The following is a 23,770-nucleotide window of genomic DNA, read 5'->3' on the forward strand; positions in this document are numbered from 1 at the left end:
GTTTAGGCTGGAGGCTTTTTTTTCAACCATTCACCCCGCCGGCAGCAGCTGGCTTTCCTGTTTTGAACATTACCCTCGACAAAAACGACGAGCAGCTGACCGGGCTGCTGACCGTGCACCTGACCGAAGCCGACTACGCGCCCACCGTCGAAAAGCAGATTAAGGAATACAGCAAGCGCGCTCAGTTGAAGGGGTTCCGCCCCGGCATGGTGCCCATGGGCATGGTGCGCAAGATGTACGGCAAAGGCATTCTGGCTGAGGAAATCAACAAAATGCTGGGCAAAGCGGTGGACTCCTACATCAAGGACAACAAAATCAACCTGCTGGGCGAGCCCCTGCCCGTGCCGAGCAACGTGGATTTCGATACCGATAAGGACTTCAGCTTCCAGTTTGAGCTGGGCTTGCTGCCCGACTTCCAGCTGCCGGCTGAACTGACCGCCGAGCTGCACAAGGTGAGCCTCGACGACGAGACGCTGGCCCAAACCAACGAGCAGATTGCCCGCCAGTACGGCGAGACGACCAACCCCGACGAGTCGGAAGCTGGCGACTACCTGTTTGGTAAATTCAAGAAGGCCGGCGAGGAAGGCGAAGGCCGCACCGTGTTGCTGCCCATCAGCAAAGTGACGGGCGACCAGGCCCAGTTCATCGGCAAGAAGGCTGGCGACGTGATTACGTTCGACCTGCAGGCGGCTTTCGGCAACGACGCGGCTTCGATTTCGAACTTCACCGGCCTGAGCAAAAAAGAAGCTGAAGAAGCCACTGGCGACTACGAGTTCAGCGTGGAGAAGGTGAACCGCACGGCGGCGCCCGAGATGAACCAGGAGCTGTTCGACAAAGTGTTTGGCCCCGAGGCGGTTTCTTCGCAAGAGGAGTTTGATGCCAAGGTGCGCGAGACCATTCAGCAGAACTACGACCGCGAGGCCGAGGGCTCACTGAACAACCGCATTGTGCAGCAGTTGGTGGAAAACACCGAAATCAAAGTACCCACGGAGTTCTTCAAGAAGTGGCTGGTGCGCGCCAACGAGGGCAAACTGACGCCCGAGACGGTGGAAGAGCACTACAGCGACTACGAGAAGGAGCTGAAGTGGAGCATGATTCGCAACAAGGTGGTGGAAGAAGCCGGCCTGAAAGTGAGCAACGACGAGATTGTGGAGCGTACCCTTGACAAAATCATGGGCCAGTTCAACATGCCGAACATGCCCGACGAGATGCGCGAGTCGATGCGTCAGTACGCCGACCAGTACCTCAAGCAAGAGAACGGCAAGAACTACGTGAACGAGTACGAGGCCATTCTGGCAGAGAAAGTGCTGGAAAACCTGCGCGGCAAAGTTGTTGTTACGGACAAGCCCGTAACGGCCGAAGAATTCCGGACCCTGCACAGCTAAACCCTGCGCGGTTCGATTTTGGAAAAGCCCTTACGGTGACGTAGGGGCTTTTTTGTTGGGGTTCCGACAACATTCCTTTACTTCGCCCGTCTTAGAACCATCACCCGCGCAAGCACAAGCCGGCGCCACATTTCAACCAAATGCTGAATAAACAAGAGTTTCGCAAGTTTGCGGTGAAGCACCAGGGCCTCAGCGGCCTGGGTGTGGACCAGTACATCCAACACGTGGAAGGCCAGACGCGCGGCGGCCTCATTCTGCCCACGGGCATGACCCGCTCGGTGATTGAGGAGCGCCCCACGCGCTTCGCCGAAATTGACGTGTTTTCGCGCCTCATCATGGACCGGATTGTGTTCCTGGGTACGGCCGTGGACGACTACATCGCCAACATCCTGACGGCCCAAATGCTGTTCCTGGAGTCGGCTGATGCCAAGAAAGACATCCTGCTGTATATCAACTCGCCCGGCGGCTCGGTGTATGCCGGTCTGGGTATCTACGACACCATGCAGTACGTGAACCCCGACGTGGCCACCATCTGCACCGGCCTGGCCGCTTCGATGGGCGCTGTGTTGCTGGCTGGTGGTGCTGCCAACAAACGCTCGGCCCTCCCCCACGCCCGGGTGATGATTCACCAGCCTTCGGGCGGCGCGCAAGGCCAGTCGACGGACATTGAAATCACGGCCCGCGAAATCCTGAAGCTGAAGAAGGAATTGTATGACATTCTGGCGCAGCACACCGGCAAAACCTACCAGGAAATCTACGACAACTCGGAGCGTGACTACTGGATGCGTGCCGATGAGGCCAAAGAGTACGGCCTGATTGACGAGGTGCTGGAGAAGAAAAAAGCGTAATTTCCGGTTTTTGCGGATTAGACGGATTTCACAGATTCGTTTAGCTACAAAGAAGCCCCTGCTAACTGAGCAGGGGCTTTTTTTTGTGCGTGGCTACCCACCGTTGAGGAAACAGTGAGGGCGTTGTTTTGCTGCTATGGGCGGCATGTACGGGAACCGGTGGATAAGCATCCGGTGGAGGTATGGTGAAGCCTTTTGGCGGCGTGGGGAGTGGAGCCCAACCTGACCCGAGCATAAGTTAAGGCTTGTATATTACGAAGTTGATGGAGTAGCCCGTCAGGTTAGGATTTACGCTGGGCCCGTAGTAATAAACGGAGCCGTACCGGATTTCGCTATCGGTTGCGGTGGTCACTTTCACGTCGAACGCCCCGGGGGGAGCATTGTAGAGGATGGAAGCCACCGGCGCGCTGGTATCGCCGCTTTGGTAGTGGTCGTTGCCGATGGCAGCGATTATCACGAGGCCGCTTGCGCCGGTGGTAGACAGGTCGCTGGAAGTGAAGGTGATGCGCGGGAAGCCGGAAAGCGGGCTGCTGGCCACCGTCCAGTTGGCGGTGCCGGCGGTTTTCGTGTATCCGTAAGTGGGGTTGGACAGGTTGCCCGCCACGAGCGTGGCAGCAATGCGCCCGTAGGCCACGGGCAGCATGTTGCTGGCCCCGCCGGTGCTCGTGGTGAGCACCCGGCCCTGGTTCGTGACGCTGGCCTGAACGCCTGTTCCGTTGGAGACGGTCAGCGCGTTTCTGCCGGCGTTGCCGCTGTTGGCAACGTCGACCGTGGCGCTACTGCCCGAATTGTCGAAGGTGGCAGCCGGCGCATTGGCCCGCGTGGCCTGCACCGCCAGCGCGGCACCCGAGCCGGCGGAAGTAACCGCCACCGCGCTGGCGATGTTGTTGGCGTTGCTTTGGTTGAAAAAGGCGGTCTGGCCCAAGCTGCTGTTTTGCACTTCCAGGGCGTTGGCCGTGCTGGTGCTGTTTGTCTGGTTGAAGTAACCGGCGCGGCCCGTGCCGCTGGCTCCGCCGTACACGCCGGAAGCGCCCCCCGAAGCGGTGCCGATGACACCGTATCCGTTGTTGCCGGAGGCGATGCCGCTCACCCCGTAGCCACTGCTGCCAGTGGCCTCGCCGCGCACACCGTAGCCACTGGCGGTTGTGCCCAGCACGCCGATGCCCGAACTATTGGTGCTGGTGCCCTCCACACCGGCCACGCCGCCGGTGTTGCCAGCCGCCGTCACCCCGTACACACCGCTGTTGCTGGTGCTGCTGCCCTGTGCGCCGTAGCTGCTGCTGCTGGTGCCGTATACGCCCACGCCGCTGGTGCTGATGCCGTTCACGCCGTACACGTTGGTGGCCACACCCTGCACCCCAATTCCGCCGCTCGTCACCACGCCGCGCACGCCGTAGCCGCTGGCGGAGTTGCCCAATACCCCCACCCCGTCGGCGCCAAAGCCGCCGGAGCCCACCACGCCCGCCACACTTCTGGAGTTTGCCTGAGTGCTTCCGTACACGCCGGCCCCGTTGGTGCTGCTGCCCAACACGCCGTAGCCGTCGGTGGCCATGCCGCGCACGCCAAAACCGCTCGCCGTAATGCCCAGCACGCCACTGCCCACACTCCCGCCGCTTTGGTCCAGCCCGCGCACGCCGGCTGCGTCGCCGTTGGCGCCGCTGGTAATAACGCCCTCCACGCCGCTGCCGTCGGCAGCAGCGGCCTGCTTCACGCCCCGGATGGCGGGCTGGCCCGAAGTAGCTGTGTTCACCGCGCGCAGGGCGGGGCCGTCGCCGACGGTGCTGATGTAAGCGGCCGTGGAGTCGTTGGCCGCGTTGGTGTTGGTGAGTTCGGCAATGCGGCCCAGGTCGGCGCCCGCTTTCTGGGCCTGGAGCGACACGCCGGTGGTACTGCGGCCGTACAGGGCGGCGCCGCTGCTGGAGGCGCCGCTCACGCCGCGGCTGTCGGTGGAAATGCCGGCCACGCCGTAGCCGTTGGTGCCCGAGGCAGTGCCGCGCACGCCGTAGCCGCTCACGGTGGTGCCCAGTACCCCGATGCCCGAGCCGCTGGTGGCGTTGGTGTTGTTGCCCTGCACGGCCGCGGCAGTCGTGGCGCTGGTGGTGCCGCTCAGGGCTTGCCCCGCGCCGGTGTTGCCCACGGCGAAGGCGGTGCCTCCGGTGTTGGCAGTACCGCTATAGGGCAAAGAAAGGCCACCGCTGGCCGCATCGAGGTAGACCCATCCGCCGGTGCCGGCGTAGTACCAAAACCCAGTCTGGGGGCCGCCGCTGGCTGTACCGTCGGTTTGATATACCATCAGGCCCTGCGGCGGATTGGTGATGCCGGTGCGCTGAGCGGCCGTCAGGCGCGGGATGAGCAGGCCCTTGTCCGTGGCCCGGATGTCGAGGGCGGACTTGGCGTCGGGCGTGGTGGTGCCCACGCCTACTTGCGCTTGGGCGGTAATGGACGAGCAGGCCAGCAAGGCAGCTGCGAGGTATAAATGCTTCATGGCAAATAATAAATAGGGCGTGACCCGGTGACTTTGGAAAGCTAGCAGTGGCCCACGGGCTTACATTTTCACCAATTCGACGCGGCGGTTTTTGGCCTTGCCGGCATCGGTGGCGTTGTCGGCCAGGGGTTTGGTCTGGCCGAAGCCGGCGGCTTTGAGGCGGTCGGCGGCGATGCCCTGGGCGGTGAGGTTGGCCACCACAGTGCGGGCGCGGGCCTCGCTGAGTTGCTGGTTGTGGGGGGCGGTGCCGGCGTTGTCGGTGTGGCCTTCGACGCTCAGCTTCAGGTCGGGATTTTGCGACAGCAGGCTGATAATTTGAGCGATGTTGGCCTGGGCGTCGGGCTTGAGGGTGGCCTGGTCGGTGTCGAAGTTGAGGTAGAGGGCCACGTGGCCGGTGGCGTCGAGGGCCTTTTTCATCTCGGCGGCGGGCAGCACGGAGGCTTGCATGGGCAGGGCCTTTTTCTCCACCACGGTCAGCCAGTAGCCGGCCGGGTCGTCGTAGCGCTGGTACACCTCCACCCAGATTTCGCGGTCGGGGGTTCGGGCCATGTATACGCCGGCCTTCTCACTGGCCCACATGCCGTAGCGGCCGCGGTGCCGCTCCTCGTCCATTTTCAGCTTGGAGTCCTTGAATTTCTCCATGTTGCCCTCCCACACCGTCACGCCGCCCAGGTCGTGCACCAGCTTCTCGTAGGTTTTCTCCACCTGAAAGAACGAGGCCCCTTTGCCCAGCGCCTCAAACGTGGTGAGGCGCCCCTCAACAGGAATGAGCTTGACGCCGTCGAAAAACTCGTAGCGGTCAAAAGCCACATCCTTAAACAAGCCGTTGAACTTGTCGTGGCTGATTTCGGGGTCCTTGACAGTGCCCTTGTGGTAGCCATCAAGCAGCGAGAAATAAGGCCAGGCTCCCAGCTTGGGCGCGGCGACGGGCACCGAAGCCGGGTCGAAACCGGCCGGGGCCGCCGGGGCGTGGGCAGTATCGGCGGGCGCCGGGGGGGCGGGCGCGGCGGACTCAGCAGGCTTGGCAGCCACCGTCGCTACGGGGGTGGCTGGGGCTTTGTGGGCTACTTCGGCAGTGGTGTCTTTGCGGGACGAGCAGGCTAGCGCGCTGAGGACCAGGGCCAGCAACGGAATACGAAGAAGTTGCATGATGTAGGTGTTGAAAAAGCGAATTGGCATTTAGCGGCGGGCGCTGATTTCGGACGTGCGGGCCGACTCCTGGGCGGCGCCCAGCGCCGAGAGGGAGTAGATGTAGAGCGTGCCGGGCTTGGCGGTTTGGTCGACGTAGCGCGTCTGGGCCGGCGTGAGGGTGGCCAGGCGCAGCGGCTTAGCTTCCTGGCGGGCGCGGCGGTAGAGAGCGTAGCCTTTGGGCACGGCCACAGCGGGGTGCGTCCAACTCAGCTCCAGGCCGGCGGGCACGGGGCGGGCATTCATGCGTGAGGGCGGCAGCAGCGGCGCGGCCGGCACCCGCACCGTGGCCACCGGCGACCAAGCGCTTTCGTTGTCCAGTGCATCCACAGCGGCTACGGCGTACTGGTATGCCTCGCCGGGCTGGCCTTCGTCTTCGTAAGAAGCGCCGCGCACAGCGTTGCCAGTTAGTAGCTTGAAGCCAGCTTTGCCAGCGGTTTCAGGCGCGGCCGGGCGGCGGTAGAGGTGGTAAGCCACCACGGCGGCATCGCGGCGGGCGGCATCGTCCCAGCTCAGGCGCAGGGCGGTGCCGTCGGCGTAGGCTTGCAGGCCCAAGGGGGCCACTACCGTCATCGCGCGCTGGGGCTGCACAGCTACGGGCTCTGAAAAGGGGCTGGCCTGGTTGTTCTTGTTCACGGCCTGCACCACGTAGGTGTACTGGCGGCGGCCGTTGGCGGCGGTGGTATCAAGAAAGGTGGTGGTGTTGCCGTGCAAGGCTGGCGAAACCACCACCAGCGAGTCCTGCCGCGAGGTGCCCCGGTACACGAAGTAGGCATCGTGGTTGAGGTCGGGCGCGGCGGGCTGCCAGCGCAGGCGCACGTGGCGACCTTCGGGCTCGCCGCTGAGGGCTACCGGGGCCAGCGGCGACCGGCCGTTGGTAGGCCGGTGCGCCGCCATGGCCGTGCCCGAGGCTACGTCGGGCGTGCGGCCACCCAGCAGCAGAGCGCGCAGGCGGTAGTGGTAGGCCACGTTGGGCAGCAAGCGGGTGTCGAGGTAGCCGGTGGCGGTGGCGGGCACAGTGTCGAGGCGCACGTAGCTGCCGCGGGCGTCGCGCGAGCGTTGGATTTCGATGCCGGCCCAGTAGCCCTTGGCTGGCAGCGTGGGCCAGGCCAGGGCGATGCCGGCGGCCGTGTCGCGGGCCGAAACGCCGCTTACCAGGGCCGTGCGGCGCGGGTCGACGGACAGGGCGTAGGTGGTGTCGGAGGCCGGGCCGGGGTTGCCCACGAAGTCGAGGGGCTGCAGGTAGTAGCGGTAGAGGCTTTCGGGCCGCACCCGCTCGTCGAAGTTGAAGTACAGCGAGTCGCGCTCCCGGCTGGCCAGCACACGGTCGGCGGCCAGGCTAAAGCCCCGCTCGCCCGGCCCCTGCCGCCACACCCGGCCGTACACGGTGGTGAGCGGGTCGGAAGCGGGCTGGGCGCGGGCCACCCAGCGCACGGTCATCACCGAATCGAGGCCGCGCACGTAGCTGGCGCGGGGCCGTGGCAGCGGCGAGAGCCGGCCCATTTCCACGGTTTTCTCGAAAAACTTGCCCTCGGCCGCCTTGTTCAGCTCGGCGGTGGCATAAATGGGCTGCACCCGGTAGGCGTAGCGCGTACCAGGCTTGGCATCTTTAGCCGAGGCATCCAGAAACGCCGTGCCCAGGGCCTGGCGGAAGGGCATGTCGAGGGCTTGCAGGCCGTAGTCGCGCACGTTGGGGTGGGCCTGAATGAAGGCCCAGGCCGCCTCATCGGAAGTCAGCCTCTGAGTGGCTTTCAGCGCGTCGATGGCCTGCGGGCCAGCAATGGTACGGAAGTCGGCCAGGGTAGCGGCTTCCCGAATCTGACCGATTTCCTTATAGCTGTTGCTGCCGGCATCGGCCCGGAAGACGCGGGCGCCCACCAGGCGGCCTGAGGGCTTGTCGGGGTTCAACGCTGAGCCGCTGATGACCACCCACACGCCTTCGGGCGCGGGGTAGATGGGCGGCTCGGGCTGGGGGCCTTTGCGGGGCGCGGGCTGAGCTTGGGCCTGGGCGACAACTGGCAAGGCCAGCGCGGTTATTAGAAGGAGGAATAGCTTTTTCATGGTGAGATGCAGAAAGGTGGATGGGCGCGGATGTGGCGTCTCACCCCCTGACCCCCTCTCCCAAAGGAGAGGGGGCACCGGTTTGGCTCTGACGGAATTTGCAGCTTTCGTCAGGTTCCCTATCCTAGGGAGAAGGGCTGCCCCGGCGGGGTCCCGTGAGGTTTAGGCATCCGGCGAAGTCAGGGATTACAAATCCAGCCCCACGTCCACGGCGCCGGTTTTCGACTTGTAGCTCATGGTGATGCCGGGATGCACGCACACCTTGCCGCCCACGGGGATGGGGCACACGTCGCAGGCATCGGCGAAGGGGATGGGCCAGCAGGGGTCGAAGCAGCCGCCCCAGCAGATTTTGTTGGCGCAAGCCGCGCTGCAGTCGCCAAACCAGGCGGTGAGGTGGGCGCCGGCCTTGCCGTCGAAATTCCAGCCCTCGGCATTATTGTAGCCGCCGTGCACGGCGTACTCGGCGCCTACGTCGGCCCCGGCAATGCTCTTGCCGGCGATGCTGATATCGGCCCCGCCGCCCCAGCCGCTGGCGATGCCCAGGCCGTAGGCATTGCTCTTGAAGTTGGCATCCAGGTTCACGCTGGCGCTGTTGTAGAACCACACTTTGCCGCTGGCGATGTCGGCAAAGCTGCGGCTCCAGGCATTTTCCTTGGTGCGGCCAAAGAAGGTGCTGCCCAGCAGGTGGGCGCCATTCACGGTGTTGCCGTTGGTGAGGTAGGCGGGGTTGATGAACTGGGTGTAGGCCGCGTGCTCGGGGTGCTTGTCACGATTCATGTTCCAAGCCGTCAGCACGTTGGCGTTCACGTCGAGCAGGCCCAGCATCTTGGCATTGGCGTACACGCCCATCATCCAGTAGGTGTCGTACTGCCGGCCGCTGATGACCACCTTGGCGCCGGCCGTGGCTGTGCTCACCAGGGGCACGGGGCTGTAGTTGGCCTTGATTTCGACGGCTGCCAGCTGGTTGGGGAAGTCGAGCAGCAGGCTGGCGTTGGCGAATTTCTGGGTGGCTACCGTCAGGTTGGCCGTGCCGCTGATGACCGGGCCACTGGCCACCGTCACGCTCAGCGGGTTCAGGGCCAGGCCGGCGTCGCCGCCCAGGCCGATGATGCCGCTCATCGTCACGGAAGTCACCTTCTTGTACTTGTACTCGAACCCGCCGCCGAGGCCGGTGAGCAGCACGCCCGGCCCCACGGGAATGGGCGGGGTGCTGGCCAGTAGGTAAGTGCTGAACTGCGTGTCGCCCGCCACCTTCTGGTACTTGAAACTGGCATCGGCCTTGAGGGCGCCCACCACGTTGAAGCCCAGCTGGCCGGCAAAGCCGCTGTTCAAAAACTCAATCTTGCCGCCCAGCTCGCCGATGCCGGCCAACGGGAAGTGCAGACCAATTTTGTTGACCGAGGGCGACTTGCCGGGGCGGTATTTGATGCCGCCGGCCTCGGCCTTCACCAGAGGCAGGTCGAGCTGCACGCCGCCGCCCACGTCGATGCCCAGCTCGCCGATGGTGTTGAACTTGAGGGTGGTGAGCTTGAGCGTAGCGATGCCGGCGAAGCTTACATCATAATCAAGGGGTACTTCGGCCGAGAATTTGCCCGCCGAGGTCACAGCGAAGCTCTTAATAGTCAGCTCCTTTTTCAGTAGCTCCAGGCTGGTCACGGCTCCGCCCGAGAGGATGTAGGCCCCGCCGCCGGGCTCTTGCCCAAAGCTGATGGGCGAGCCCGCCACCGGCTTGAACTTGGCCAGCTTCAGCACGTCGAGCCCGCCGCTGGGCAGCGTGAACGAGCCGCCGTAGAGCATGCTGGCCCCAATGGTGAGCTTGCTGAACGTCACCTCCGAAGGCGCCGAGCCGGGCACGGCCAGCTTGAGCTTGCCGCCCAGGCTGAAGCCCTGCTCCGACAGCGCCCCCGACGAGAGCGTGAGCCCCCACGGTCCCAGAGACACGCTGGGCGCCGGGCTAAAGCTGAGGTCGGCCTTCTTGATTTCGCCGCTGGTGGAGAGCCAGAGCTCGGGCATGCCTACTTTGGTGGTGCCCAGGCCGGGAATGCCGCTCAGCTGCACGTCGCCGCTCAGGTGCAGGCCGTCGGTGCCCACGCTGCTTTTTTGCAGGTCGATGGTGGCCTTGAAGCCGTAGAGCGTGAGGCTAGCCGAGCTGCCGGCCGCCCGCAGGCGCAGGCTGGTGGGCAGGGTGGGCGTGCCGGCCACCAGCACCGGCAGGTCGGGCACCGGGCCGGTGCCGGCCACGTCGCTCAAGTATTGCGTGGTGCCGGCCGGGAAGGCCCAGCCCAGGGCGCCGTTCAGCGGACCGAAGTCGATTTCGGGCTGGCCCACCAGCTTGCCCAGGCCAGGGTTGTCGGCCAGCATCAGCACGCGCAGGCCGGTGGCCGCTTTCAGGCGGATGGGCAGGAATTTGAAGGCTTTGAGGGACAGTTCGGGCGCGTCGGTTTGCACGAAGGTCTGGCCCTTGGGCCGTAGCACACCCGACTTATCGAGCCGCACCGCCACTTTGGTGAAGGCCAGCGTGGCACCCGGCGCGGCCTCGAACACGGGGTTGCCAGGCAAGCTCACAAAGGCACCGGTGAGGGTGGTGTCGGCCTCCATTTTCAGCCCACCTTCCTTGATTTCAATAGGAAAGCCCAGCAGCTTGTCGATGGCAAAACCTGCGCCGGTGAGGGCGAAATCGAGGGTGGCATTGGCGCCGGCTGCGAATTCCTGGGTTTTGCTTTGGCCCACGAGGCCCGACTTAGTGGCTTCGAGCGTCCATTGGCCGGCGGGCACGCCCACCAACTCGTAGGTGCCGGCGGTGCTGGTGGTGGCTTCCAGCTCGGGGCGGCCCTGCACGCGGATTTTGGCACCGGCCACGGCCGTACCGCCGCTCGTGACGCTGCCGCCCACGCGGGTGCCGGGGGCCAGCCGCACGCTCAAGCGAGTGGTGTCGCCGTTGGAGGCCACGGTCACGTCGGTCAGGCTGGGCACGTAGGCCACGGCGCTGCCGGCGGCCCCGGCCACCCGCACCGTCACGGGCCCGCCCGGCGCTTTGCCGAAGAAGGCCCGGCCACTGGCATTGGCGGTGGCGCTCAAGGCCGGCGAGGCATCCATAAAGCTCACCTCAGCGTTGGCCAGCGGCTTTTTTGAAGCGGAATCGAGCACCGTCACCAGCAGGCGGCCCACCGATTTGGTGAGAGTGATGAGGCCTAAGTCTTGCCCCTCTCCTACCGGCACGCCCTTTCCTACGCCCGCGCCCTGCAATAAGTCAACGTAGCTGTTGGTGAGGTCGGCGCTCAGGCCCGGCATGGGGTTGTACTGCGTGCCGATGCTTGCCGTGACGGGCACGGTGCTGGCCGCGTTGCCTCCTTTGTTTTTGTCTTTTTTGCCGTTGCCCGAGTTGCCCGAGCCGCTGCTGCTGCTCAGGTTGCCCGGCTGCATGCTTGGGAAGCCTTGTACAACGCCGGACAAGCCCACGGCGGCCTGCTGGAGGCCTTCGGGCGTACTCACATCGTAGGTGCCGGCGCCCTTGCTTTTCTTGCCGGATTTGGTTTTGCCGTCGCCCTCCACAAATACGGGCACCTTGCGGGGCTGGTAGCCAAGCTTGGTCACGAGCAACGTATCGGGGCCGGACTGGTGCAGGGCCAGGAAGCGGCCTTGGTCGTCGGCAGTGAAGGGGGCGCCGCCCGAACGCCATTGCAAGGCGGCTGCGGCCACGCCGGAGCCTCCCTCGTCGCTCACCACGCGGCCAGCCAGCGGATACTGGGTAGCGTCAATCAGGATGGGGTCGCGGTTGACGATGCCGGCCGGGCCGGTTTTCAGCAGCTTGAGGTGTTTTTCCTCGTAGTTCGAAGCCACGCCGGTGCCGGTTACGAGCAGGGTCCATTCCTGCATGCTACTGCCTTTCAGGGCAATGCTGAAATGGCCTTTGGCGTCGGTTTCGGTGCTGAGCTGCTGGTCGGGCTTACTCATGGGCCCGCGGTAGAGGCGCACGGTAGCGCCCTGCAGAGGGCTGTTGTCCTGCTTGCGCAGCACGCGGCCCTGCACCACCGGCGGCATGGGCGTCAGGGTGTAGCTTTTGGTCACGGTGAGCACGCCGTCGCTGGCGGGGCCGGCGGGCGGCTGCACCTTCAAGGTCGTAATCGACATCTGGTAGCCCTCGCCGGTGATGCGGACGATGTACTCGTCGTCGACCGAGCCCACGTTGGCCAGCAGGCGCGTGAAATCAGCGCCAATGCTGGGCACCTCAGTTATCTTGGTCAGGTTCACGAAGAAGTCCTCGGCGGGGCGCTTGCCCTCGGGCAATTGACCCTCGGGACGAGCGTAGGCGCTGTTGACGTACCAGTTAGTAGGGCGCAGCAGCTCTACTTTCACGCCCTTGGTGATGGGGTTCTTGCCATCGGTCAGCTGCACTTTCAGGCGGTAGGAATTGGCCATGCAAGCCACGTCGCCGAGGTCGTATTCGCCGTTTTTGGGCTCGGGCACGGCGAAGGGCACCGGCTCGGAGTAGAAGCGCGGGTTGTCGACTTCGACCCGAATGGCCGTAATGGTTTTCGTTTTGGAGCCCGTCAGCACGGCCAGGCCGCCGGCCTCGTCGAACTGGCCGGGATTCATGTAGCTGATGCTGAACTCGCCGTTGGCATTGGTGGTGCCCAGGCCCAGCACCACGCTTTTAGTGGCGTTCAGGGTTTTGTCGGAATAGCCGGGCTGGTTGGGGGCAATAGGCTTATAATCAAATACCAGCCGCACCTTGGTTTTGCTTAGCGGGTAGCGCTGGCTGCCCATAAACTGGGGCATCTGCTGTTTCAAGGCCGCGCCGATTTGTCCCAGCTGCCCGGGCGTGCTGTAGCTGCCCGAAGCGCCGCCAAAACCCGCACCTAGCGTGACGCCGCCGCCCAGCACCGAGGCCACGCCGCTTGCCGAGCCGCCATTGTTCAAAGCATTCTGCGGGTTAGGGATGGTGGCCGACAGCAACCCGCCGCTAGAGCTACCGCCCGAACCGCCACTGTTGCCGCCGCTACCCGAGCTACTTCCTGAGCCACCGCCGAAAGTTCCAAACGTGCTGTTGCCTACGCCCCCACCGCTGAAGCTGCCAGTGCTACTTCCGCTGCTCGAACTGCTGCCGAGGATACCGCCAACACTGCCATTACCTCCGCTTGGCGTGTTGCCCGTACCCGTCGGGCCATGGCTGCCCGCCTTGGCGTGGGTGGCGCCGCCAGCCAGAATGCCGGCCCCGCCCGGCCCGTAGCTGGGGTCGGCCAGCACGGTGGCCACAGCGCCGTTGGTTTCATCGAAAACGGCCGTGGGCGTCGTCGTGGCCCAGGACGGCCCTGACTTTTCCTCACTGGCGCGGAAGCCCCACACCAGCCGGCCCTTGATGGTAGTCATCGGCAGCGTCGTTTTTACGTCGCCGGGCTTTACGGTTTTCACCGGTTTGGTGGGGGTGCTGGCGGTGGCGGGGGCGCCGGCCGGCACCGTGCCGTACACAAATGTCTGCACCTCCGAGCGGCCGTTGTTGCGGAACACCGTGCGGTTGCGCGTGTCGCGGGCCGTCACGGCGAAGGCGTAGCGCCGGCCCTGAATCAGGGCCGGCTCGCCGGGGCCGTAGAGCAGCACAGTGGCCCCGCTCACGGTGCGCTCGAACAGAGGCGGCACGGTGCCGGCCAGGAAGGCGTCGTTGGGGTTGCGGCGCGAGTCCGACATTTCCACGATGCGCAGCTCGTACTCCGTGGTGACGGGCGCGCCTGCCGGCCGGCTCCAGGTAAACACAATGTTCTGCGGGGCGTTGGGCCGGATGTTCTCATCGGCCAGCGGCCGGATGATGTAGGGCGCCTCCAAACTGCGCAGCGCGAAAGGCCGCGAGCAGCCCACCGGCGCCTCGGCCGACAGCAGCCGGCCTGTGGCGTAGTCCATCGCCTTCACACAAATGGTATAGGTGCCCTCGGGCAGCCCGTTGCCGCGCACGATTTCCTGCACCGTCACCCCGGTGTAAGTCAGCATGTTCTCATCAAACAGCTGGCCCAACTCGTCGGCGTCGAGCTGCCGGGTTTGCAGGGCGGCCAGGTTCACTGGGCGGGGCGAACGGGCGTCGGGCCGGGTGCGGGCGCTTACGCCGTTGTCGCCCGTGATGGAGCCGGCCAGCTGCAAGCTCACCGCCTGCCGGCTGGTGTTACTGAGCGTGACGAGCAGGCGGTTGGGCTGGTCGGCGTAGTCGCTCAGGTGCGTCGAGTACGGCGGCAGCGGCACCACCGTCACGCGCACCACCGGCGTCTGGGCCCGGGCGCCCACGGCCAGGAGCAGCAGCGGCAGCAGCCAGAGCAGCCCGCGGAAGTTGAGGAGTCGTGGTTTCATATAGTGAAAGGGTTAGGGATTTTGCAGAAGGTGTTAGCGGCACTAGCGTGGGGCCTCCCCCCCCCGGCCCCCTCTCCCAAAGGAGAGGGGGAGCCAAGCGTTTTTTTAAGTAGAAGTATGTCCGGTGCCCCCTCCTCCTTCGGAGAAGGTGCTGGTGCAGGCGAACCGTCAAAACGTGAAGCCGTAGCCGATTTCGGCGCGGGTTTCGGCGTAGCGGGGGCTGATGGGGGTGTCGCGGTTGGGCTGGTGGGCGGTGTAGGCGGCGTCGAGGCGGAGGCTGTGGTGCTGGCCGGCGCGGTAGATGGTGCGCAGGCCCGCCCCCGTGATGCGGCCGGGCTCGCCGAAGCGGCGCGCTGCCAGCCAGGAGCCACGTAGGCCCACGCGCAAGGCGTCGAGCTTCAGGAAAGGCCGGTCGGCCGAGAGCTGCAGGCCCTGGTTGAGGTCGACGCCCTGCATGAGGTCCAGTTCGGTGTAGTTGTAGGTGGCGCCCAGGGTCAGGCGCGGGGCCACCAGCGTGAGCTGGTAGTTGAGGAAGGCGTTGAGGGCCGTGAACTCGCCCAGCTTGTCGAGCACGTTGCGGCCCAGGGCGCGCAGCGTCGAGCGGTCCACGCTCAGCAGCACGGCGTGGCCGTAGTGCTCGCCCATCAGCACGTAGCGCGGCGCGATGGAGAAGCTTTGGGTGGTTTGGGCTAGCCGGAAGGAGTCGGCCACCTGCACGGCGCCGGCCTGCTGCTGGTCGGTGGTGAAGTTGCTGTAATTGAAATCGACCCCGAACCGCTCCGTAAAATCAGCCGAAGCCGAAGCGGCGCCGATGACCCGCTTGCTGGTGAGCTGCTTCTGGCCGCGCAGGTTGTCCTGCTGCACGCCGAAGCTGCCGCTGAGCCGCAGCTTCTGCTTGAACAGCGCAAAGCTGGGCGACACGGTGAGATTGGCCACATCGTCCTGAAAGAAGTAGGCGCCCATGCTCTGGTAGCCGGGCGAGATGCGGCGGTAGCGCACCTTCAGGCCGCGGCCGTTTTTCCAGTAGCCGGCGCCGGCCTGCCAGGCCGTGTAGGCCTCCGTCGAGCCATTCAGGTCGATGAGGCGGCCCAAGGTGTTATCAACGGCGCTGGGCAGGGTGCTTTCGCCCAGCACCAAGCGGCTGCCCAGGCGGCGCGTAAACAAGCTCACGGCCGCGTCGCCGTCGATAAACCAATACTTGTTTTTGCCAAAGCCCAGGCGCGTGCCCACGCCCAGGGCCAGGTTTTCGGCGGGCTGCACCAGGGTGCCGTTGGGGCCGGCGGCCAGGCGGTCTTGCCGGCTCACGCTGCTGCTGTCGTCGCGGCCCTTCACAAGGGTGAAGTCGATGAAGGACTTATCGACGGTGCCCACGCCCAGCCGCGCGGCAAAGCCCCGGCGCGAAAACGCAAACGGCGCCGTGAGGCCCGTGGTGGCATCCACGGCCGTGGCGCGGGCAAAGCGGCCCACCATCAGGCCGAAGTGGAACTTGCCGGGGTTCAGTTCCAGGCCGGCGCCCAGCATGGTGTGGCCCGCCAGCGTGAAGGGCGACCACGTGAGGTTGCGGTAGCCCAGGTGCGCCGTAGCCCATTTATAAGTCGGGCTCAGGCCAAACTGGTTGAAGGGCTGGCGCACGGCGCGGTCCTGCTCGCTCAGCACGAATTCCAGCGGCACCGCCACGCCGTAGATGTTGAGCGTGGGGCGCCCACTCAGCACGTAGCTCACCGGCTTGCGCCGGGCCGTGATGCTGCCCGAGTAGCCGTAGAGCACGGTGCGCAGGTCGAGGGTGCCGGTCAGCGTCACGGGCTTCTGCTGGCCCAGGGTGGCCAGGTCCTGGGCCCGGGCGGCGGGGCTGCCGGCTACCAGGGCGACCAGCAGCAAGAGTAGCAGGTGTTTCATAGTCGGTTGCAGAAAAAAGAAAGTTGGCCGCGGCTGCCCAGCTCAGCCGCTGGTTATCAGCACGAAGACGATGCAAAGCAAGCCCCGCGCCCCGCCCAAGCGCGTTCGTTTTTGCCGCAAAAGCATTTGTTTTTGTGCCCGGTCGTGTGCGTTTGTTGCAAATGCGTGCGCGTTTGCGCGGGGTACATTTGCGGCACTGTTTTGATTAAGCCAGTGGCGCGGGGCACAGTCCCGCGCCGGCCATTGGCGGGCTTTATATCCGCAGCTAATAGGCAGTCTCTTAGTGAAACTTGTGGATGCTGAAGCTGCCATTGGTCACGGTTTGGGTGCCGCTGCCGTTGCCCAGGGGCACGGCCCCGGCCGTGAAGGAGAAGGTGCCGCTGAGTTTTTGGGCGTTTTTGTCGAATTCCGTAACCGTGACGGTGCCGTTGCTGGCGGTGGGGCCGTAGAGGGTGCTGTAGGTCGCCCCAGATTTGTTGTCGGCCCCGTTCAGGGTGATGGAACCGATGGAATAGTCGTCGAGCACCGAGCCTTTGCGCAGGTCGTACACGCCCTTGCCTTTGGCGTTGATGCCCAGCAGCGGTATCGACAAGACGTTATTAAGGTCTTTGGAACCGGCGACGATGAAAATTTTGTCGCCCGGGTCCACGATGGCGCCCGCCGTGTAGGAGTCGGTGTAGGTGACGCCGTTGTGCGTCCAGGTCACGGTGCCGTCGCCGGTCGGCGTGGCGTCGTCATCAGTTGAATCCTTTTTGCAGGCCGACAGGCCGAGGGCCGCGCCGCAGAGCAGCAACAGGGAGTAGCGGGTGAGAAAAGGGAGCGTTTTCATGGTCAATGAGGATTGGAAAGAAGGAATAATTTGGAGACGGCCCAGGCTCTGATTGGCAGTATTGCCCTGGTCAACAATGCGTTATTTGGGCGTGTAGTTGATTTGATACTGCACCGTGTTCACGTTCTGCCAATTCACGCTGCTGCTGCCGGCCATGATGAGTGCCAGCTCGAAGTCGGCCCCGGAAGCACTGGTGAGCACTTTCTGAATAGCGGCCTTGTCGAAGCTGCGGCCGATGGACAGCTTTTGGCCGGTGAGCTCAAACACCTTGCGGGTTTGCGCGGCGCTGCTGCCGTCTTTCAGCACCAGTTCTGAGTCGTTGTTCTGGAGCAGCCAGGTGCCGGGGCCTGTCGAGCCGTCGCTGTACGTCACCACCGATTTGCCATCGGTATTGAACTTGTACCCAATTTGGTTGGAAGAACCAATGGCTGCGGTATTGCTCTGGGCATCAACGGCCAGGGTCGTGCTGTTCCCCTTCCAGGTAACGGCCGTGAGCAAGGCCGTTTTGGAGGGCGCGGGGGCGTCTTCTTTGTCTTTTTTGCAACTGACGGCCACGGCTAGCAAGGTGGGCAGGAGCAGGTAGCGAAAAGTTTTCATGGGCAAAAGGGAAATGTGAAAAGGATGGGTTGAGATGAAATCAGGCAGCGAAAGCCGGCCTAGCGGGCGGCCTGGGCCACGGGGGCCGGGGCGGCCGGGCGGGTGGCCTGCTCCAAGGCGGCCAGGCGGCTTTCGAGGGTGGTTTGGCCGGTTTGCAGGGCTTGCAGCTGCTGGCGGAGGGCGGCGTTTTCGGCCTTCAGGGCGTCGTTTTGCTTGGCCAGCTCCTGCACGCCCACCAGGGCCACGCCGGCCGGGTCGATGGAGCTGATGCTGGTGTTGTTGACGCCGAGGTGGAAGAGGCGGTAGAAGTCCTGGGCCATGGGGCCGAGGTGGGTTTCGCCCTTCGTGCCTTTGTAGGCCCAGCGCGAGAGGGGCAGCTGGCGGATGAGGCCCAGCACCTGGGTGCCCTCCACGGGCTGGATGTTTTCCTTGAGGTTGACGTCGGAGGCGTTGGTCCAGGCGCCGCCGGTGCTCAGGTAGGCGCCGTTGCCGTTGCTTCCGCTGCTGCCCACTTGCAAGGCCACGTTGGCGCCGCTGACGCCGGTGCGGCCAAACACCCAGCGGTTGACGAAAGTGTTGCCGAAGGCCATTGTGTTATAGTCGCCCACTACAGCCCCCGAGCCGATGGCCGCGGCGTTGCTGATGCCGACGGCGCTCACATCGGTGCCGTAGCCGAGCAGCGTCACGTCATTGCCGGTTCGGAGTGTGTTGCCCGCCAGGTAGCCCAGGAAGGTGTTGTCCTGGCCCGTGGTGGCATTGGGGGCCACTTGCCAACCCAGGTAGCAGTTGCCGTCGCCGGTGGTGTTGCTGCGGGCGGCCCCCCAGCCAGCAAAAAGGTTGGCCGCGCCCCGGTTGTTCTGGCCGGCCTGGTAGCCCACAGCCACTAGGGCGTTGGCGGTGTTGGCCTGGCCGGCCTGGTAGCCCAATAGGGTCACGCTGCCGGCGGCCGTGCTGGGCGACCCGCTACCGCTGATGCCGGCCCCGGCCTGGTAGCCCAGCGCCACGTTGTTGCTGCCGGTGGCGCCCTCGCCGGCCTGGCGGCCCACGTACACGCTGGCCGTTCCATTCACGTTATACAGCGCGGCCTCGCTGCCCACGAAGGTGTTGTCGTCGGCCTTGTTGCTGTAGCCGGCGTTGAAGCCCACCACGGTGTTGTCTTCGTTGGTGATGGCGTCGCGGTTGGCGGTGCTGCCCACGGCCACGTTGCGCCGGCCGGTGGTGTTGTAGAGGCCGGCCCCGTCGCCCACGTACACATTGCCGCCGCCGGTGGTAGTGGTGAGGCCGGCCTGCGCCCCCACAAAGGTGTTGTAGCCGGCCGTGGTGCTGGCAGCCCCGGCGTTGTAGCCCAGCAGTGTCACGTTGTTGGCGTTCCGGAAATTCTGGCCGGTGTGGTAGCCCACGGCCGTGTTGCTGCTGCCGCTGCCGGTGCCGTCGCTCTGGCCGGCCGCGATGCCCACGTAGGTGTTGTAGGCACCGGTGTTTTTCTGGCCGGCCTGGTAGCCCACGGCCACCAGGCCGTCGCCGGTGTTGGCCTGGCCGGCCTGGGTGCCCACCAGCGTCACGTTGTCGGTGCTCACCGTCACGGTGTAGTTGGGGCTGCCCTGGCCAGCCTGGAAGCCCAGGCTCACGTTGCCGTCGCCGCGGAGCTGCTTGCCGGCCTCGGCGCCCACGCTCAGGTTGCCGTCGCCGGTGTCGTTTTTCTGACCGGTGAGGTAGCCCAACTGCACGTTGTTGTCGCCGGTCGTGTTGGCCGCGCCCGCGTTGCAGCCGGCCAGGTAGTTGCGGCTGCCGCTGGTGTTAGCGGTGCCCGCTTGGTAGCCCTCAAACTGGTTGTAGATGCCGTTGGTTGACAATTTTCCGGCCTCATAGCCCACGAAGTGGTTGCCGCCGGCTATGGTCACGTTGGAACCCGCGTTAAACCCAATGAACAAGTTGGCGCCGCCCGTCGTGTTCCTCAACCCTGCATACGGCCCGATGAACAGGTTGGAAGGCCCCGTGGTGTTGGCGTAGCCCGCGTTGTAGCCCATAAACTGGCTGAAATTGGTGTTGTTGCTGTAGCCGGCTTGGTGGCCCAGCAGCAAGTTGAAGCTGCCCGTGGTGTTGCCGTAGCCGGCTTGGTAGCCTTCCATCTGGTTAGAGGCGCCGGTGGTGTTGGCGGTGCCGGCTTGGTAGCCTACCAAATGGTTGCCCCCCGCCGTGGTATTGGCAGTGCCGGCCTGGTAGCCGCTGAATAAGTTGTTGATGCCCGTGGTGTTGCTCTCGCCGCTTTGGTAGCCATCGAACTGGTTGCGGGTGCCCGTGGTATTGCCAAAACCGGCCTGGTTGCCCACAAACTGGTTCTGGTTGCCCGTGGTGTTGTGAAACCCGCTGAGGTAGCCGTCGAAGTGGTTTTCGGTGCCCGTGGTGTTGAGGTTCCCGCTGGCAGTACCCATGAATTGGTTCTGTGCGCCCGTGGTGTTGTTGTAGCCCGCCTGGAAGCCGCTGAAATAGTTGTAGCTGCCGCTGGTGTTGTTCAGTCCGCTCTGCCTGCCCAGAAAAAGGTTGTTGGTACCGGTGTTGGCGTTGCCGGCCAGGTAGCCCAGAAAAAGGTTGTTGTTGGTGTTCTGGCCCAGGTTTAAGCCCCCATCAGCCCGCACGCCCACGCCCACGGTAGTCCCTATGCTGGCCCCCGTGCCCACCAAGCCATTGCCCTGCAAGTTCAGGGCTTGCGAGGCGATGTGGTTGCCCAAGTTGTCGCCAGCAGCCGTCGGGCTCAGGAACACCCAGGCGGCAGGGGCGCCGGCGTAGTACCAGAAGCCGGTTTGGGCGCCGCCGCTGGTGGTGCCGTCGGTCTGGTATACCATCAAGCCCTGTGGCGGCGATGTAATGGCAGTCCGCTGAGCCGCCGTGAGGCGCGGAATGAGCACGCCTGTGCCATTGCTCGGGCTTTGGATATCGAGGGCTGCCTTGGCATCGGGCGTAGCCGTACCGATGCCAATTTGGGCCGTGGCCCGGTGCGCGACGGCACTCAGGAAAAGAAAAACGACGGTGCGAAAAGCCTTTTTCATGACGAAATGCAACAGGATGAGTGCCAAGGGCCGCAGGCCGGCCTAGAATTTGGCAGCGAGGCCCACTTTGAGGTAAGTCTGGTCGTAGCCCAGTTCGGCAAAGGTCCCGATGCTTTCGGTGAAGAAGTAGCGTCCGCCCACGAAGAGGCCCAGGGCAAACTCGTTGCCGCTGGCCGAGCCAAGCGAGCCGTAGATGCTGCTGCCCGAAAACGAAACCCCGGCGTGCCGCACGCCCATGCCCAGGCCGCCATAGGCATCAAACTTCTCATTCACCGGGTAGTGAAACGTGCCGCGCGCCATCACCACGATGTCGGTATACTTCCACTTATCGCCCCCGCCGAGGTCGTAGCTCGCGCCCTGGTAGCCCACAATGCCGCCCACGCCCAGCACGCCCGGCCCCAGCGGCATAATGCCCCGCTCATACGACAGGCTCAGTGCCGGCGTCACCGACGAGCTGCCGCCAAAAAAGCCGCCGCCGTAGCTGTAGCGGCTGCCCACGCCCACACCCAGGTTCACCGCGCTGGTGCCCACGCCAAAGGCCCCGGTCCCGGCAGTGGCCGCAGCTGGAGCGGGTGCGGGCGTCGGAGCAGGCGCGGGGGCCGGGGCGGGCTGGGTGGCCACGCGTGGAGCAGGTGCCGGTTTGGGTGCGGGCTTGGCGGCAGGTTTGGCCGCTGGCTTGGCGGCGGTTTTGGGCGCCGGCTTGGCCGCGGGCTTGGCGGCGGGCCAGTCCGTGGTTTTGGAGGTGGGCTTGGCGGCCTGGGCCAGCGCATCGGCAAATGGCAACGCCGAAAGGCAGCCGGCGGCAAACAGGAAGCGGAAAGAAGTAGTCATTTTTTAACAGAAAAGTGAGAGATGAATCATGTGAAATGCGCCCCGCACTAGTGGGGCGGCGCGGCCCGCGTCAGGCCCCAGGTGGTGAGCCAGGGCGCGCCGGGCCCCGCCGGGCACTGCCCCGTGAGCTGGAAGCCCAGCCGCTGGTAAAAGGGCAGCTGCTCGGGCACCTGGGTTTCGGCGTAGCAGGCGGTGGGCGCGCTGGCTTGGGTCAGAATCAGGGTGGCTTGCAGCAGCCGGCGCCCCAGGCCCCGCCCGCGGTGGCTGGGCCGAACGGCCAGGGCCAGCAGGTAGTGGTAGCCGGGGCGAGCCATGCTTTGGTGCCGCAGCCAGGCCGTGGCGGCCAGGTACTGCCGCACCCGCCCCCAGCTGCGCCAGTCCAGGCGCCAGAGCGCGGCGGGCAGCAGCCCCACCCGCAGCAGCTGCCACCAGCTGGCCGCCAATTGGCCCGGGCCCAGCCATACCGCCAGGGCCGTGCGCTCGGCGTTGGCATACACGCGGCCATAGCGCAGCCCAAAGCGCAGCAGCCGGCTCAGCAGCCAGGCTTTTTGCGCCGCCGCGGCAGGCCCGCTGCAGCAGTGGCGCAGCACGGGGTGGTCGGCGCAGGCATCGGCCAGCAAGGCTGTGGCCCAGCCGAGGTCGGCAACCCCCAGGCGATAAGCCGGCGGAGTAAGGGTGGGAACCATAAGCGTGGTTGAAATGAAACGGCTAATAGGCGTTGAAAATCAGGCACAAGCCAAAGCCCGGCCGGCTACTCGCGCACCAGCTTCAGCACCTGGCTGGTGCCGGCGGTGGTGACGCGCAGCAGGTACACGCCGCTGCTCAGCGCCCTCGTTTCAGCCCCGAGTACTTCCTCGCTCACGCGGTCGGTGGTTCGGAATTCGGCCAGCCGGCGGCCGGCGGCATCGGTGAGCGTGGCCGTGAGGGGTCCGGCAAAAGGCTGCTCAATGCGAATGTGCGGCCCCGACCCCGCCGACGGGTTGGGCCAGGCGCTGACGAGCAGGGCCGTAGTGCTTTCCACCGCCACCGCGCGCACCGACGAAAACAAGGCTGTGCCATCCGCATCCACCTGCCGCAGGCGGTAGTAGAGCGTGGGCACGCCGTACTGCGCCACTTTGGCATCTACGAGCTGATAGTCATGCACCTGCGTGCTGCTACCCTGCCCGGCCACCCGCCCGACGCGCTCAAACAGCAGGCCGTCGAGGCTGCGCTCCACGTCGAAGTAGGCGTTGTTTTTCTCCGACGCCGTGCGCCAGTCCAGGCGGGCATCGGGCCCCTGCCGGCGGGCGGTGAATTCTACCAACTCCACCGGCAGCGGCGTGTTGAGGTCGGATATGGTGAAGCGGCCGACTACGTCTTCGGTGTTGGCCGCCGCCGGGCTATACTGCCGCGGGCTGGTGGCCGACACGTCGGTAGTGGGGCCGGCCGCCCGCTGCCAGATGGCATAGGGCGCGTCGCTCCGCCAGGGCGTGGCCTGCGCCATGTTGCGGCCGTTGTCGAGCGCGCCCAGCCAGCTGAAGTGCATCTTGCGCTTGGGGTTGCCGTTGGCCGAAGACGCCACCTCCCAATACACGGCCACCGAGGCATTGCCATTCACGGTGGTAACGCCCGCCGGACCGGTCACGCGCGTCAGCGTGATGTTGCCCACGTTGCCGCCACCCGCCGGCATGCTCAGGCCCAGAAAAGGCCCGAAGGCGCCGCCGCCCACGCTGCGCGCGGCCATGGTCACGGGCCCCACCAGGCGGGCGCTGTTGGTTTCCAAAGGGTCGGGGGCGGTGGGCAGCAGCACCAGTGGGGTGGCCGTGGCAATGGTCACGAGGCCGTTGGTGAGGGTGAGGATGCCGGCCAGCGTGGCGTTCAGGTTCAAGGTCACGCCGGCAGGGTTGCTCACCGTCAGGTTCTGCAGGGGCAAAGGACTGGAGCCGCTTAAGGTTTGCTGGGCTGTGCCGTTGGCGCGGAGCAGGGCCGCGGCGGCCGTGGGCGTGGTCACGGTGCCGTTGTTGGTCAGGTTGCCGCCCACTTCCAGCTGGCCCTCGTTGGTGAGGGTGGTGCCGGCACCCACGTTCAGGTAGCCGGGCGAAGTCACCGTGCCACCGGGTCCTATATATAAGGTTGATGAGCCCGTGAGCGACACCTGAGCATGCACAGCTACTAGCGGCAAGCCGGCCAGCAGGCTCACGGGCAACAGCAAAAAGTAGATATTTTTCATGGCACGGACCGGGGTTGGAGGAGTGGCTGATTGACAGTGTCAAAGCAAGTCCATCACCTTC

General features: G+C 65.2%; 13 protein-coding genes. 2 read left to right on the forward strand and 11 right to left on the reverse strand.

What is annotated here, in order from left to right; translation table 11 throughout:
• Positions 1–62: 62 nt before the first annotated feature.
• Both tig and MTP16_RS22070 read left to right on the forward strand, forming a co-directional pair.
• Positions 63–1,385 (forward strand): trigger factor, encoded by a 1,323-nt coding sequence (gene tig / locus MTP16_RS22065; protein WP_243514051.1) that lies wholly within the window; start codon positions 63–65, stop codon positions 1,383–1,385.
• A gap of 140 nt (positions 1,386–1,525) precedes the next feature.
• Positions 1,526–2,233 (forward strand): ClpP family protease, encoded by a 708-nt coding sequence (locus tag MTP16_RS22070; RefSeq protein WP_262895439.1) that lies wholly within the window; start codon positions 1,526–1,528, stop codon positions 2,231–2,233.
• 238 nt (positions 2,234–2,471) lie between these two features.
• Here MTP16_RS22070 and MTP16_RS22075 read toward each other — a convergent pair whose 3' ends face one another.
• The 11 genes from MTP16_RS22075 to MTP16_RS22125 form a co-directional block, all read right to left on the reverse strand.
• Positions 2,472–4,718 carry a beta strand repeat-containing protein gene (locus MTP16_RS22075; protein ID WP_243514054.1) on the reverse strand — a complete coding sequence of 749 codons (2,247 nt, stop codon included), beginning with the start codon at positions 4,716–4,718 and terminating at the stop codon, positions 2,472–2,474.
• Positions 4,719–4,778: 60 nt separating this feature from the next.
• Entirely contained in the window at positions 4,779–5,867 is a 1,089-nt protein-coding gene (locus MTP16_RS25950; protein WP_262922651.1) for an OmpA family protein, read from the reverse strand.
• A gap of 30 nt (positions 5,868–5,897) precedes the next feature.
• Positions 5,898–7,967, reverse strand: coding sequence for a fibronectin type III domain-containing protein (locus tag MTP16_RS22085; protein ID WP_243514057.1), 2,070 nt, complete (start codon positions 7,965–7,967; stop codon positions 5,898–5,900).
• Between the two features lie 186 nt (positions 7,968–8,153).
• A complete protein-coding gene (locus MTP16_RS22090) occupies positions 8,154–14,300 on the reverse strand; it encodes a carboxypeptidase regulatory-like domain-containing protein (RefSeq protein ID WP_243514060.1) in 6,147 nt (2,048 codons plus the stop codon).
• A gap of 168 nt (positions 14,301–14,468) precedes the next feature.
• Entirely contained in the window at positions 14,469–16,196 is a 1,728-nt protein-coding gene (locus MTP16_RS22095) for a hypothetical protein (protein WP_243514062.1), read from the reverse strand.
• 280 nt (positions 16,197–16,476) lie between these two features.
• Complete coding sequence (locus tag MTP16_RS22100) at positions 16,477–17,025, reverse strand: DUF6252 family protein (protein WP_243514065.1); 549 nt, start codon at positions 17,023–17,025, stop codon at positions 16,477–16,479.
• Positions 17,026–17,106: 81 nt separating this feature from the next.
• Entirely contained in the window at positions 17,107–17,622 is a 516-nt protein-coding gene (locus tag MTP16_RS22105) for a lipocalin family protein (protein ID WP_243514066.1), read from the reverse strand.
• A gap of 59 nt (positions 17,623–17,681) precedes the next feature.
• On the reverse strand, positions 17,682–20,669 hold the full coding sequence (locus tag MTP16_RS22110) for a tail fiber domain-containing protein (protein WP_243514075.1): 2,988 nt from the start codon (positions 20,667–20,669) through the stop codon (positions 17,682–17,684).
• 42 nt (positions 20,670–20,711) lie between these two features.
• Positions 20,712–21,500: a hypothetical protein gene (locus MTP16_RS22115; protein WP_243514077.1), complete on the reverse strand. Its 789-nt coding sequence runs from the start codon at positions 21,498–21,500 to the stop codon at positions 20,712–20,714.
• Between the two features lie 47 nt (positions 21,501–21,547).
• The gene (locus tag MTP16_RS22120) at positions 21,548–22,186 is read right to left on the reverse strand and encodes a GNAT family N-acetyltransferase (protein ID WP_243514079.1); all 639 of its coding nucleotides are present in this window, start codon (positions 22,184–22,186) and stop codon (positions 21,548–21,550) included.
• 65 nt (positions 22,187–22,251) lie between these two features.
• Positions 22,252–23,709, reverse strand: a complete 1,458-nt coding sequence (locus tag MTP16_RS22125; protein ID WP_243514082.1) for a T9SS type A sorting domain-containing protein — start codon at positions 23,707–23,709, stop codon at positions 22,252–22,254.
• Positions 23,710–23,770: the final 61 nt, after the last annotated feature.

The organism is Hymenobacter monticola (genome assembly GCF_022811645.1).
GTDB classification, from domain to species: Bacteria; Bacteroidota; Bacteroidia; order Cytophagales; family Hymenobacteraceae; genus Hymenobacter; species Hymenobacter monticola.

What these genes read in the sequence shown, in the direction of transcription:
- MTP16_RS22070 (WP_262895439.1), top strand. Translation starts at nt 1,526, where the DNA reads ATGCTGAATAAACAAGAGTTTCGCAAGTTTGCGGTGAAGCACCAGGGC.
- MTP16_RS22075 (WP_243514054.1), bottom strand. Translation starts at nt 4,718, where the DNA reads ATGAAGCATTTATACCTCGCAGCTGCCTTGCTGGCCTGCTCGTCCATT.
- MTP16_RS25950 (WP_262922651.1), bottom strand. Translation starts at nt 5,867, where the DNA reads ATGCAACTTCTTCGTATTCCGTTGCTGGCCCTGGTCCTCAGCGCGCTA.
- MTP16_RS22085 (WP_243514057.1), bottom strand. Translation starts at nt 7,967, where the DNA reads ATGAAAAAGCTATTCCTCCTTCTAATAACCGCGCTGGCCTTGCCAGTT.
- MTP16_RS22090 (WP_243514060.1), bottom strand. Translation starts at nt 14,300, where the DNA reads ATGAAACCACGACTCCTCAACTTCCGCGGGCTGCTCTGGCTGCTGCCG.
- MTP16_RS22095 (WP_243514062.1), bottom strand. Translation starts at nt 16,196, where the DNA reads ATGAAACACCTGCTACTCTTGCTGCTGGTCGCCCTGGTAGCCGGCAGC.
- MTP16_RS22100 (WP_243514065.1), bottom strand. Translation starts at nt 17,025, where the DNA reads ATGAAAACGCTCCCTTTTCTCACCCGCTACTCCCTGTTGCTGCTCTGC.
- MTP16_RS22105 (WP_243514066.1), bottom strand. Translation starts at nt 17,622, where the DNA reads ATGAAAACTTTTCGCTACCTGCTCCTGCCCACCTTGCTAGCCGTGGCC.
- MTP16_RS22110 (WP_243514075.1), bottom strand. Translation starts at nt 20,669, where the DNA reads ATGAAAAAGGCTTTTCGCACCGTCGTTTTTCTTTTCCTGAGTGCCGTC.
- MTP16_RS22115 (WP_243514077.1), bottom strand. Translation starts at nt 21,500, where the DNA reads ATGACTACTTCTTTCCGCTTCCTGTTTGCCGCCGGCTGCCTTTCGGCG.
- MTP16_RS22120 (WP_243514079.1), bottom strand. Translation starts at nt 22,186, where the DNA reads ATGGTTCCCACCCTTACTCCGCCGGCTTATCGCCTGGGGGTTGCCGAC.
- MTP16_RS22125 (WP_243514082.1), bottom strand. Translation starts at nt 23,709, where the DNA reads ATGAAAAATATCTACTTTTTGCTGTTGCCCGTGAGCCTGCTGGCCGGC.